Source organism: Achromobacter sp. (assembly GCF_057314935.1).
Map to the genome: position 1 here is coordinate 1 of NZ_DBHKZA010000038.1, position 12,369 is coordinate 12,369.

Below are 12,369 nucleotides of genomic sequence, written 5' to 3' on the forward strand. Positions count from 1 at the left end.
GGCCCCGGCTCGAATGCCGTCGGATAGCTTCCGCACTTCGTCCAGCGCCGCGTCGATCCCGCCCGTTGCCAACACGTCCACCAGCCGCGTGCCGACGGCGACCAGGTCGGCATGGCGGCTGACGGCGCGCGCCTGCTCGGCGGACCGTACGCCGAACCCGGCGGCGATAGGCAGCGGCGTCCGGGCTCTTACGCGTTGCAGGGACTGGGCGATGGCGTCATCGGAAGGCAAGGCGCCGCCCGTGGTTCCCGCCAGCATGACGTGATAGACGAAGCCGCTTGCTCCGCGCAACACGGCATCCAGCCTGGCGGCGGGCGTCGTCGGGGCCGTCATCCGGATGATGTCGATGCCGTGGGCTTGCGCCTGCCGGCCGATCTCGCCGGCGTGGTCCGGCGACAGGTCCACGATGATCAGCCCATCCACGCCAGCCCGGCCCGCGTCGGCCATGAAGGCTGCCACGCCGACCTGCAGCAAGGGGTTCAGATACCCCATCAGCACGATCGGGGTTTGCGGATCCTGCTGCCTGAACGCTCGAACCAGATCGAGGGTCCGCCGCATCGTCTGGCCGGCGCGGATCGCCCGGTCGTTGGCCAATTGAAGGACGGGACCGTCCGCCACGGGGTCGCTGAACGGCATGCCGAGTTCGATCACGTCGGCGCCGGCGGCGGGCAGGCGATGCAAGAGGCGCAGGCATTCGTCGTACGACGGGTCACCTGCCGTGAAATACGCGGCCAGTCCCGCTCGGCCGGCGGCCCGCAGCGTGGCGAGCTTATGTTCCAGACGGCTCATGTCGATGCTCCGGAAAATTGCAGGACGGTGTTCAGGTCCTTGTCGCCGCGTCCGCTCAAGCAGACCACGATGGTCTTGTCCGCATCCAGGCGCGGCGCAAGCTGTCGGGCATAGGCCAAGGCATGCGCGCTTTCCAAGGCAGGGATGATCCCTTGCTTCTGCGTCAGCCAACGGTAGGCGTCGACGGCTTCGTCGTCAGTCACCGAGACATAGTTCACCCGGCCCGTGTCGTGCAGCAGGGCGTGCTCCGGCCCGACACCCGGGTAGTCCAACCCCGCCGAAATCGAATGCGCGTTCGTGATCTGGCCGTCTTGATCCTGCAGGAAGTAGCTGCAACAGCCGTGCAGCACACCCATCCGGCCCGCGCCGATGCTGGCTGCGTGATGCGCGGTATGGACGCCATGTCCGGCGGCTTCGACGCCGTACAGCCGGACTTCGGCATCATCCAGGAACGGATGGAATAGGCCGATCGCGTTGGAGCCGCCGCCGACGCACGCGATCATCGCGTCAGGCAAGCGGCCTGTCTTCTCCAGGATTTGCGCGCGCGTCTCTTCGCCGATCACCTTTTGGAATTCCCGGACGATCCAGGGGTAGGGATGCGGTCCTGCGCCCGTCCCCAGCAGGTAGTACGTGTCGTCCGGGTGGGCGATCCAGTCGCGGATGGCCGCATTCATCGCGTCCTTCAGCGTTGCGCCTCCCTCCGGTACGGCCCGCACTTCTGCGCCCAGCATCTTCATGCGGGCCACGTTGGTGGCTTGGCGTTCGACATCGACCGCACCCATGAAGATCACGCATTTCAGGCCGTACAACGCGCAGACCGTGGCCGTCGCCACCCCGTGCTGGCCGGCGCCGGTCTCCGCGATGATCCGCGTCTTGCCCATTCGCCTGGCCAGCAGGATCTGGCCCAGGCAGTTGTTGATCTTGTGGGCGCCGGTGTGGTTCAGGTCTTCCCGCTTCAGGAAGACGCGGGCGCCGCCAAGGGATTCAGTGATCGCGCGGGCATAGAGAAGGGGGCTGGGCCGGCCGACGTAGTCGGCCAGCATCGACCGGTATTCGTTCCAGAATGCGCCGTCGTCCAGAACGTCGCGGTAGGTCCGCTCCAGGTCGTCAAGCGCCGGGATCAAGGTCTCGGGCATGTACCGGCCGCCGTATTGGCCGAATTGCCCAAGGGTGTCGGGGGATGCGGGGTGGGAAGCAAGAGACATGGCGTTAGCCCGTTGAACACGTTGCATCTATAGTATCGAGACGATTTCCTGTGATAAATCATAGATTTCTTGCCTGGGATTATTAGATTTTCTAATATTTAAGGCATGCGTACCCTTCCTCCCATGAACGCGCTGCGTGTCTTCGACAGCGCCGCCCGGCACTTGAACCTGTCTCTTGCCGCCGACGAGCTGCGGGTGTCGCACAGCGCGGTCAGCCAGCAGATCCGGCAGCTGGAAACCTGGTTGGGCGGCAAGCTGTTCGACCGCCATTCGGGGGGCGTGCGGCTGACCGCGGCGGGCCACGACCTGATGCGCGCCTGCCAGCCGGCCTTCGACATGCTCGAACAGCGCTGCGTCGCGCTGCGCGGCAGAACGGGATCCGCCGATGTGGTCATCGGCGCCCCGGCCAGTTTGCTGTCCAACTGGATCATTCCAAGGCTCGAGCACTTCGAGAGCGAGCATCCCGACATCCAGGTCAGGCTGCAAACGGCAACCGATATCGCGTTGTTGGAACGTGGGGTTATTGACGTGCTGATCGTTGCCGAGGTGCACGCGTCCACGACGATCGGCGCCTTGCGGTTGTTCCCCGAGGCGATCGGGCCGGTCTGCGCGTGCGAGCTGGCGCATCGGGTCGCCATGCCGGCCGACATGTTGCGCATGCCGCTGCTGCAGACGTCTTCGCGGCCCCGAGCGTGGGAGCAGTGGGCCGCCGCATGCGGATTGGCAGAGGCCCCGGCGCTGGCGCCGCCCAAGCATCAGTTCGATCAACTGGGCCACATGCTGGACGCCGCGGCAGTAGGTCGGGGCATCGGCATTGCGCCGGAAATGCTGGTGCAGGCCGATATCCAGGCAGGCAGGCTCGTCGCGCCCCTCGGGTTCAAAGAAACGGGAGGATGGTTTAGCCTGTACTTCCGCGCGGACGCCAGTGCCGCCGTGGCAGACCTGAAGCGCTGGTTGAAGACCGAGGCGGCATCGGAAGCCGCTTGCCCTCCATGACCCAGAACATCTACGACACGCCCGAATTCTTCGAAGGCTACAGCCAGATGGCGCGTTCGGTGCACGGTCTGGACGGCGCGCCAGAATGGCCGGCATTGCGTGCGCTGTTGCCGGACGTGCGCGGCAACCGGGTGGTGGATCTGGGCTGCGGCTTCGGCTGGTTCTGCCGCTGGGCCGACGCGCAAGGCGCGGCCGAGGTAGTGGGCATCGACGTGTCCCAAAACATGTTGGATCGGGCTCGGGCGACGACCCAGGCGCCCCGGATTTCCTATGTGCACGCCGACCTGGAGCGCTTGCAGTTGCCCTGGGGCCGCTTCGAGCTGGCCTACAGTTCGCTGACTCTGCACTACATCGAGCATCTGGCAGACCTGTTCGCCACCATCCATCGCGCGCTGGTGCCGGGCGGGCGCTTCGTGTTTTCGGCGGAGCATCCGATTTACACCGCGCCTGCTCGGCCGGGCTTTGCGGAGGATGCGGCCGGCCAGCGGATCTGGCCGTTGAACCAATATGCCTTGGAAGGCCCGCGCACGACCGACTGGCTGGCAAAGGGCGTGATCAAGCAGCATCGGACGCTGGGCACCTACCTGAATCTGATGATCGACGCGGGCTTCGCCATCCGGCATGTGGAGGAATGGGCGCCGACGGCCGAGCAACTCGCGGCGCAGCCGGCGCTGGTTCAAGAGCAGGACCGGCCGATGATGGTGCTGGTTGCCGCCAGCCGATAAGCGGATGTTGCCGCCGGGCATCATGAAATATTTGGTTTCACAATACCGGCTTGCGCTATCTATCTAGTAGTAGGTAAGATTCATCCATCGACGCAGCACACCAAACAAGCCGCTGACGCCGGAACCAGAAATACAGTAGGACCGCTTTTTTATTTCCCTAGTTATCTACCTATAAGTAGATAGTTTAAACCGAAACCCGCATCGAATCCGTTATCTGGAGATCAACCATGAAGACCCTCGTATCCGCCCTGATCCTGTCCGCTTCCTTCATCGGCGCCGCCCAAGCCGGCGAGCTGGACTATCCGCCCGCCCTGAATACCGAAAGCACGGTCACCCGCGCCCAGGTGCAGCAAGAGTTGGCCGCTGCGCGCGCCAATGGTGAGCTCGTGTCCGGCGAAGAAGGCTACGCCGCTACCGCGTTTGCCGCCGTCGGCAACGATAAGACCCGTGCCCAAGTGAAGCAGGAACTGGCCGCCGCCCGCGCCCAAGGCCTGACCGAAAGCGGCGAACTGGATTACCCGCCCGTTCAAGGCTGAGTTTTTGAAGTCTTATTTTTGAGGCCGTATCTATCTAGCGATAGATAGCTTTCAGCCCAACGCCCTGATGCAGCACTAATCCTTACTGGAGATCAACCATGAAGACCCTCGTATCCGCCCTGATCCTGTCCGCTTCCTTCATCGGCGCCGCCCAAGCCGGCGAGCTGGACTATCCGCCCGCCCTGAATACCGAAAGCACGGTCACCCGCGCCCAGGTGCAGCAAGAGTTGGCCGCTGCGCGCGCCAATGGTGAACTCGTGTCCGGTGAAGAAGGCTACGCCGCTACCGCGTTCGCCGCCGTCGGCAACGACAAGACCCGTGCCCAGGTGAAGCAGGAATTGGCCGCCGCCCGCGCCCAAGGCCTGACCGAAAGCGGTGAACTGGACTACCCGCCCGTGCAAGGCTAAGCAGGATGCCGGCACATGCGGACCCCGGGGGCGGGATGTTTCCCGGCCGGGGTCCGCACGGGCGTTTTGGACCGCACCTAGGGCGGCCCCCGATGACGAACCGACCTATTAGTAGGTAATATTCAGCCATGGACACTCCGACCCCCAACACCACTCGAGACCTGCTGCTGGCCCACGCCGAGAAGCTGATCCGCACGCGCGGCTGCAATGGTTTCAGCTACCGCGACCTGGCGGAGCATGTGGGCGTGAAGACGTCCAGCATCCACTATTATTTTCCCGGCAAGGACGACCTGCTCTATGAAGCGGTCGAGGCGTACAGCGCACGCGCGCTGGGCACGGTGCGCGCCATCGACACCACGCAGCCCGCGCAGGCGCAGCTGGAGCAATACCTGTCGATGATGGAATCGCGCGCCTGCGGCGCCGGTGAGCTCTGTCTGGGCGGCATGCTGGCCGCCGACATCATGAGCTTGTCCGATCGCGTGCGCGGCGCTCTGCAGGGCTTTTTCCGTGCGCACGAAGCGTGGCTGGCCCGCGTGCTGGCCGAAGGCGCTGCGCAGGGCACGTTGAAATTCTCCGGCACGGCCGACGCCGCGGGCCGGGCCGTATTCGCCACGGTGCAAGGCTGCCTGCTGGTGGCGCGCCTGTTCCAGCAGCCGCCTGCGTTGTGCGAGGCGATCAGCGCCTTGTATGTGGAATGCGATAAGGTGAACGGCAACCAGGCGGCGCAGCCCGCCGTGGACGCATAGCGAAGACGCGCTCCGATCACCGCGATAAACCGTACGGCCGCCCGGCTCCCGCAGGCGGCCGTTGCTTTTGGCGGGCTCAGGCTTGCAGCGCCCGCGCCATGTCCACGCTGGTGCGCTCCTGCATGCCCAGATCGCGCATGCGTTGCAGGAAGGTGGCTTGCGCGTCGGTGAAACCGGCGACGGGGCTCATGCAATCGGTCAGGAGCACGATGCGCGACAGATTGCCGCCGGGCAGGTGTTCGGCCAGGTGTTCCACCGTGGCGCGCACGCAATGGCTGCCGGCTTCTCCGCCAATGATGATCAGGTCCGAGCGGTCCAGCGACCCCAGCAGGCTGCGGTTGAGCTGGCTGCGGGGATCATCGGGATCTGGCACTTCGGCCATCAGCGCGCTGTAGTGTTCCGTCCAGGGGTTCGTGCCTTTGGGCACCTTGCGCACGATGAACTGGTCCGCGTCTTCCCAGCGGCTGTACGCCGCGCGCACGTCCGCATGCACGTTGTGCCCCCAGGTACCGATCTCGCAGTGCACTGGCCACACCATCAGCGTGTAGCGGCCGCGCACCTCCAGTTCGTCCAGATAGGTGAGGGTGCGCGGCAGGTCGTCGATGTGGCGCGGGTGGAAGGCGCCGGCGCGCACTTCTGCGGCGGTGATCGGCGTGAATGGCGCGACGGGCTGGCCGTCGCCTGTGCGCCAGAACGTGGGGTGCGCGACATCCAGCCGGTGGTGCGAATCCAGCGTCACCGTGATGGAAGTCAGCGCATGCGCGGTGGCATCGATGAAGCGCGCCAGCCGTTGCATGTCGGCGTGGGCACCCGCCACCGGCAGCGCGGGCTGGCAGGGGTTTCCGGTCAACGGGTCCGTGGGCAGATAGGCCTCGGGCAGGTCGCAGAAATCGTTCTGCGGATCGACGATCAGTAAGTGGACGGAACGCGGCATGGCTGGATTCGATTGGGCTATCCCGGAATATAGACCGGGATGCCGCTTGTTCACTAGAACAGCACAAGGTGTTCGGCGCAGTCGGGCAATTGGCGCAGCAGCGCGCGCCATTGCCGCCACAGGTGGGCCAGGGCGCCGGCGGCGATGGCTGCGATCAGAATCCACATGGCAAGCTCCGAATATAAATTCGCACGGTCGTGCGAAATTAGGGCCAAGAAACGCCGGCCTACGCCGGCGCGGTTCAGTTATTCAACGTAGGTGAAGCTGCGGTAGGTCGAGATCAGCCGCTCATACGCCGCCCGCACACGCGCGGGCGCCTTGGGGTCCCGCAGGAAGCGGGCGTCGTGCATCAAACCGATCATCAGGCTATAGACCTCGAACACCAGTTGCTCGGGGTCGGTGTCCGGCCGCACGTGGCCCGCTTCCAACGCCTGGTTGACGGTGCGGACCATGGCCGCGCGCCAGCGCCGCAGATTGTCTTCCAGCACGGCGCGCAGCGGCGATTCCACATCGTCGTATTCGAAGGCGCCGGCGACATAGATGCAGCCGGTAAGCAGTTCGACGTTGCTGGCGCGGTCCACCCATAGCGAGACGAGCGCGTTCAGCCGGGGCAGCCCACGGGGATGCGCCATGGCCGGCGTGAAGACGGCGGCCACGAAGCGGCGGTCGTATTCGTCCAACACCGCTTGCTGCAAGGCTTCAAGCGACCCCACGCGTGAGAACACGCCGCTCTTGCTGATGCCCAGATGCTTGGCCACCTGGCCGAGAGACAGGCTTTCCATGCCTTGCGCGGCGGCCATGTCCACGGCCGCGTCCACAATGGCCGCGAAAGTCAGTTCGCTCTTCTCGGTTTTGGCTGTCATGAACGTGAATTTAGCACGACCGTGCGAAATAACGGGATTAATTAATCGGGGCAGGATCGGCAGCCGAAAAAAAACGGACCGCCGAGGCGGTCCGTTTCGATGGCAGAGCGGCGTGGTGCCGTCAGGCGGCCGCGGCCTTGAATTGCAGGCGGTACTTGTGCAGCAACGGTTCGGTGTAGCCGTTGGGCTGGGTCAGCCCTTCGAACACCAGCGCGCACGCCGCCTTGAATGCCAGCGAGGTGTCGAAGTGGCCGGCCATGGGCTGGTAGGCTGCATCGCCGGCGTTCTGGCCGTCGACGACCTTGGCCATGCGCTTGAACGTTTCCATGACCTGGTCCTGGTTGGTCACGCCGTGGCGAATCCAGTTGGCGATGTGCTGGCTGGAGATGCGCAGCGTGGCGCGGTCTTCCATCAGGCCCACGTTGTGGATGTCGGGCACCTTCGAGCAGCCCACGCCCTGGTCGATCCAGCGCACCACATAGCCCAGAATGCCCTGGACGTTGTTGTCCAGTTCTTGCTGGATGTCGGCCGCGGACCACTTGGAGCGGTCGCCCACCGGCACGGTCAGCAGGCCGCCCAGCAGCTCGTCGCGGACGTCGGCCAGCTTGGTGCGTTCCAGCTCTTTCTGGACCGCCTGCACGTCGACCTGGTGGTAGTGCAGCGCGTGCAGCGTGGCCGCCGTGGGCGAGGGAACCCAGGCGGTATTGGCGCCGGCCTTGGGATGCGCGATCTTCTGTTCCAGCATGGCGGCCATCAGGTCCGGCATGGCCCACATGCCCTTGCCGATCTGGGCGCGGCCGCGCAGGCCGCTGTCCAGGCCGACCAGCACGTTGTTGCGTTCGTAGGCGGTGATCCAGGCGGTGGACTTCATGTCGCCCTTGCGCAGCATCGGGCCGGCTTCCATGCTGGAGTGCATTTCGTCGCCCGTGCGGTCCAAAAATCCCGTGTTGATGAAGGCCACGCGCGAGGCGGCCGCGCCGATGCACGCCTTCAGGTTGATGCTGGTGCGGCGCTCTTCGTCCATGATGCCCATCTTCAAGGTGTTGCGCGGCACCTTGATCAGGTCTTCGACGCGGTCGAAGAGTTCGCTGGCGAATGCGGCTTCAACGGGGCCGTGCATCTTTGGCTTCACGATGTAGACGGAACCGGTGCGCGAATTCAGCTTGTTCTTGCGGTCTTGCAGCGCGGCCAGGCTCGTGACCACGGCGTCCAGGATGCCTTCGGGGATCTCCAGGCCGTCGCGGTCCAGGATGGCCGGATTGGTCATCAGGTGCCCGACGTTACGCACGAACATCAGCGAACGGCCGTGCAGGGTCAGCGAGGAGCCGTCCGGGCGCGTATAGACGCGGTCGGCGTTGAGCTTGCGCGTGAAGGTCTTGCCGCCCTTGGTGACGGCTTCGGTCAGGTCGCCCTTCATCAGGCCGAGCCAATTGCGGTAGATGTGGACCTTGTCGTCCGCATCGACTGCGGCGACCGAGTCTTCGCAATCCATGATGGTGGTCAGCGCCGCCTCGACCAGCACGTCCTTGACGCCGGCGGCGTCCGTGCTGCCGATGGCATTGGCGCGGTCGATCTGGACTTCGAAGTGCAGCCCGTTGTTCTTGAGTAGGATGGCGGTGGGCGCCGAGGCCTCTCCCTGGTAGCCGGCGAATTGCGAGCCGGACTTCAGGCCGGTGGCACCGTCGGCCAGCGCCACGCGCAGTTGGCCGCCTTCGACCGTATAGCCGCGGGCGTCGGCGTGCGAACCTTGGGCAAGCGGCGCGGCGGAATCCAGGAAAGCGCGGGCGCGCGCGATGACGGCGGCGCCGCGGTCGGCGTTGTAGCCCTTGCCGGTATCGCCCGGGGTGGCGGGAATGGCGTCGGTGCCGTAGAGCGCGTCATACAGGCTGCCCCAGCGCGCGTTGGCGGCGTTCAGCGCGTAGCGCGAGTTCGACATCGGCACGACGAGCTGCGGGCCGGCCTGCTGCGAGATTTCGGTGTCGACGTTGTCGGTCGTGGCTTGCACGCTGGCCGGCTGCGGCAGCAGGTAGCCGATGCCTTCCAGGAACTTGCGGTAGGCGGCGGGGTCGGCGATGGGGCCGGGATGGGCGCGGTGCCAGGTATCCAGTTCGGCTTGCAGGCGGTCGCGTTCTGCCAGCAGCGCGCGGTTCTTCGGGCCCAGATCGTGGACCAGGGCGGCAAAGCCTTGCCAGAAGCCGTCGGCATCCAGGCCGGTGCCGGGCAGGGCTTCCCGTTCGATGAATTGGTTGAGATTGGCCGCCACTTGCAGGCCGTGGTGCTGGATGCGTTCAGTCATGCGGATCTCTAGCGTAAAAAGGGCTGGCCGACGCCGGGCGCCGGGCGAATCTGTCCTGACATCATCGTTCGCACCTGCGGCAATGTCCATATCAAAACCAGCTGGTCATACCAGTTTATTTTTACGCGCTCCGGCAAGGTGGCTATTTTTATGGTTTTATATCAGCTACTTACAGAGGCAGGGCCAAGCGGCTGGGACCGGAAGAACGCTTGGTCATACCACTGGTCCGGAGAGTGCATGTACGCGGAAACCGAAGAAAAACCCCGTCAGGTGGCGGACGAGGTCGCTGAACGGATCGAACGCCTGATCCTGGACGGCGTGCTCAAGGCGGGGCAGGCCCTGCCGTCCGAACGGCGCTTGACCGAAAAGCTGGGCGTGTCGCGCACGGCGTTGCGCGAAGGGCTCAAGCTGTTGCGGGCGCGCGAGATCATCCATACCGCGCAAGGCAAGGGATCGTTCGTGGCCCACATCTCGAAGGTGGATGCCGGGCCGCTGATGCACTTGTTCAACTCGCAGCCGCGCACCCTGTACGACCTGCTGGAAGTGCGTTCGCTGCTGGAGGCGGAATCCGCGCGACTGGCGGCCATCCGCGGCACCGAGGCGGATTTCATCATGATCCGCCGCCGCTATGACGAGATGGTCAGCGCGCAAGGCACCGCCACCGACACGGCCACGCACGCGCATCTGGACCACGCGTTCCATCTGGCCATTTGCGAGGCTTCGCACAATCCGGTGCTGGTGCACACCCTGCAGTCGCTGACGGATTTGCTGCTGGGGTCGGTGTTCGCGTGCGTGAACAACCTCTATCACCGCGAACCCGAAAAACGCCAGATCGACCGCCAGCACACGCGTCTGTTCAATGCCGTGATCGGGCGCCAGCCCGAATTGGCGCGCAAGGCCGCCGCCGACCATGTCGACAGCGTGCGCCAGAGCCTGGCCGAAATCGAACAGGAAGAGCAGCGCCTGGTGCGCGCGACGCTACGCCTGGAAGGCTGGACGTAGCGTCCGCGCCGCGGCGGGAAAGTCCCGGCGCTTAACGGTCGGCCGTGGCGCAGCCAGCCAACGCCAGCGGCTTGCCCGCGTAGATGCGGCCGAAGCGGTTGTTCAGCAACGCGTCCAGGTCGATGGCTTCCTGGCCCACGAATCCCTGCTGCGGCAACGCGCCTTGCGCCACCAGATCCAGCGCGGCGCAGATGCCTGCGGCCGTCGACAACTGGATGGCGCTCAAGCGATGACCGTCCACGTCCGCGCCGAACACGCGGATCGGGTACGACTCTTCTTCCAGGCGCCCGTGGCGGTGGCCCGATGCCGAGGCCTGGATCACGATCACATCCTGTTCCGTGGTGGGAATGGCCGACTCGAAAATGTCCTTGAGCAGATCGCGGCGGTCGCGCAGGCGCAGGTCATTGAGCAGCAGCTTCATGATGTTGCAATGGCCGGGATAGCGCACCGACTTGTAGTCCACGTTGCGCGCGCGGCCCAACAAGGTGGCGGGCAGGGTGCCCAGGCCGCCCGAGGTGTTGAAGGCTTCGTATTCCACGCCGTCCAGCGCGAAGGTCTCATAGCCCTCCAACGCGGGCACGCTGGTCAATTGCCCATCGACGATGGCTTCGCACGGGTTGCAGTATTCGTTGATCAGCCCTTCGGTGCTCCACGTCAGGTTGTAGCGCAGGCTGTTGGACGGATAGCGCGGCAGGGCGCCGACGCGCATGCGCAGATCCAGCAAGGTGTCGAAGCGTCGCGCCAGCGCGTTGCCGACAATGCCGATGAAACCGGGCGCCAGGCCGCATTGCGGCATCAGCACGCTGCGCGCGTTCTCCGCCAGCGCCTGGATGGCATGGGTGCTGGCGACGTCTTCGGTCAGGTCGAAGTAATGCACGCCGGCTTTCGCGCACAGGCCGGCCACTGCGGTGGCGCGATGGAACGGCAGGGCGTTGACCACGGCATAGGCGCCTTCGATCGCACGCGCCACCGAAGCGTCGTCGCTGATCTGGCGCGTCTCGCAGCCCAATTCGGCCAGGACGGCCAGGCGGGCGGGGTCCTGGTCGGCAACCAGCACGGAATAATCGCCGCTGCGTTCCAGCATCAGGGCGATGGCGAAACCGATTTTTCCGGCGCCCAGCAGAACGATGGGACGGTTGAGGGTGGACATGGTGCGACTCCTGCGATGAGGGGGGATGGGTTGGCCTCATCCTATGCGGGAGCGCTGTCGATTTGTAGATCTGAAAGTGTCGTAACGGCTTAAGTTAACGTCGTTATGACTTAATACGATGTCGAAACGTCAAAAACAAAGCCCTCCGGCTTGGGGCCGAAGGGCTTTCGAGGGGTGATCACAGGGCCTTTGGCGGCCCGGGGATCAGCTGCCCATGGGGGGGTAGTCCATGTTGCCGAAGGTGACCAGGCCTTCTGCCTTGGCTTGCGCCAGTTGCGATTGCACCTGGGCGCGGGTCAGCGACGTGGCGGCTTCAGCGGAAGCGACGGGCGGGTAGTCCAGGTTGCCGAAGGTGACTTCGCCAGCGGTCTTGGCTTGCGCCAGTTCGGCTTGCACTTGTTGCGAGGTCAGGCTGGACTTCTGGGCGATGGCGGCGGGGTAGCCCTCTTCGCCAAACGTGTATTGGCCCGAAACCTTGGCTTGTTGCAGTTCGGCTTGAACCTGGGCGCGCGAGGGGCCTTGGTCGGCTTCAGCGGCTTGGGCGCCAGCAGCCAGAACGGACATGGACAGCATCAATGCGGTAGCAAGGGTTTTCATAGCAGACCTCCGGTGTCTTGTGAGCTTGGGATCCGAACCTCTGGCCTCATTGCTGGGGGTTCGCTTGCTGTGTCCCGATGAGATGCATTCTGTGCTCAAACAACCCTGGGATAAACCCTTATT

At 64.9% G+C, this 12,369-nt stretch carries 13 protein-coding genes; 6 read left to right on the top strand and 7 right to left on the bottom strand.

What is annotated here, in order from left to right:
* Both trpA and trpB read right to left on the bottom strand, forming a co-directional pair.
* On the bottom strand, positions 1–789 hold a 789-nt coding region (gene trpA, locus ACO6D5_RS15595), incomplete at its 3' end, for a tryptophan synthase subunit alpha (RefSeq protein ID WP_485825872.1).
* Positions 786–1,994 carry a tryptophan synthase subunit beta gene (gene trpB / locus ACO6D5_RS15600; protein ID WP_315527258.1) on the bottom strand — a complete coding sequence of 403 codons (1,209 nt, stop codon included), beginning with the start codon at positions 1,992–1,994 and terminating at the stop codon, positions 786–788. The genes trpB and trpA, both read right to left, overlap by 4 nt.
* Before the next feature lie 105 nt (positions 1,995–2,099).
* On the opposite strand from trpB, the gene ACO6D5_RS15605 reads away from it, so the two are divergent.
* From ACO6D5_RS15605 to ACO6D5_RS15625, 5 genes are all read left to right on the top strand, one after another.
* Positions 2,100–2,990, top strand: coding sequence for a LysR substrate-binding domain-containing protein (locus ACO6D5_RS15605; RefSeq protein WP_485825873.1), 891 nt, complete (start codon positions 2,100–2,102; stop codon positions 2,988–2,990).
* The gene (locus ACO6D5_RS15610) at positions 2,987–3,715 is read left to right on the top strand and encodes a class I SAM-dependent methyltransferase (RefSeq protein WP_485825874.1); all 729 of its coding nucleotides are present in this window, start codon (positions 2,987–2,989) and stop codon (positions 3,713–3,715) included. The genes ACO6D5_RS15605 and ACO6D5_RS15610 overlap by 4 nt, the downstream gene beginning before the upstream one ends.
* A gap of 227 nt (positions 3,716–3,942) precedes the next feature.
* A complete protein-coding gene (locus ACO6D5_RS15615; RefSeq protein ID WP_105555759.1) occupies positions 3,943–4,251 on the top strand; it encodes a DUF4148 domain-containing protein in 309 nt (102 codons plus the stop codon).
* Positions 4,252–4,349: 98 nt separating this feature from the next.
* The gene (locus tag ACO6D5_RS15620; protein WP_105555759.1) at positions 4,350–4,658 is read left to right on the top strand and encodes a DUF4148 domain-containing protein; all 309 of its coding nucleotides are present in this window, start codon (positions 4,350–4,352) and stop codon (positions 4,656–4,658) included.
* A 128-nt stretch (positions 4,659–4,786) separates the two neighbouring features.
* Complete coding sequence (locus tag ACO6D5_RS15625; RefSeq protein WP_315527270.1) at positions 4,787–5,404, top strand: TetR family transcriptional regulator; 618 nt, start codon at positions 4,787–4,789, stop codon at positions 5,402–5,404.
* A gap of 76 nt (positions 5,405–5,480) precedes the next feature.
* Here the strand turns inward: ACO6D5_RS15625 and ACO6D5_RS15630 are convergent, their stop codons facing one another.
* From ACO6D5_RS15630 to ACO6D5_RS15640, 3 genes are all read right to left on the bottom strand, one after another.
* Positions 5,481–6,338, bottom strand: coding sequence for a cysteine hydrolase family protein (locus ACO6D5_RS15630; RefSeq protein ID WP_485825875.1), 858 nt, complete (start codon positions 6,336–6,338; stop codon positions 5,481–5,483).
* Positions 6,339–6,583: 245 nt separating this feature from the next.
* Entirely contained in the window at positions 6,584–7,201 is a 618-nt protein-coding gene (locus ACO6D5_RS15635) for a TetR/AcrR family transcriptional regulator (RefSeq protein WP_315527275.1), read from the bottom strand.
* A gap of 121 nt (positions 7,202–7,322) precedes the next feature.
* Positions 7,323–9,497, bottom strand: coding sequence for a malate synthase G (locus tag ACO6D5_RS15640; protein WP_485825876.1), 2,175 nt, complete (start codon positions 9,495–9,497; stop codon positions 7,323–7,325).
* Positions 9,498–9,734: 237 nt separating this feature from the next.
* On the opposite strand from ACO6D5_RS15640, the gene glcC reads away from it, so the two are divergent.
* Entirely contained in the window at positions 9,735–10,499 is a 765-nt protein-coding gene (glcC, locus tag ACO6D5_RS15645; protein WP_485825877.1) for a transcriptional regulator GlcC, read from the top strand.
* Positions 10,500–10,530: 31 nt separating this feature from the next.
* Here glcC and ACO6D5_RS15650 read toward each other — a convergent pair whose 3' ends face one another.
* Together ACO6D5_RS15650 and ACO6D5_RS15655 are read right to left on the bottom strand one after the other, a co-directional pair.
* Positions 10,531–11,649 carry a saccharopine dehydrogenase family protein gene (locus ACO6D5_RS15650; protein WP_315527277.1) on the bottom strand — a complete coding sequence of 373 codons (1,119 nt, stop codon included), beginning with the start codon at positions 11,647–11,649 and terminating at the stop codon, positions 10,531–10,533.
* Positions 11,650–11,853: 204 nt separating this feature from the next.
* Entirely contained in the window at positions 11,854–12,246 is a 393-nt protein-coding gene (locus tag ACO6D5_RS15655; protein WP_315527279.1) for a DUF4148 domain-containing protein, read from the bottom strand.
* Positions 12,247–12,369 lie beyond the last annotated feature (123 nt).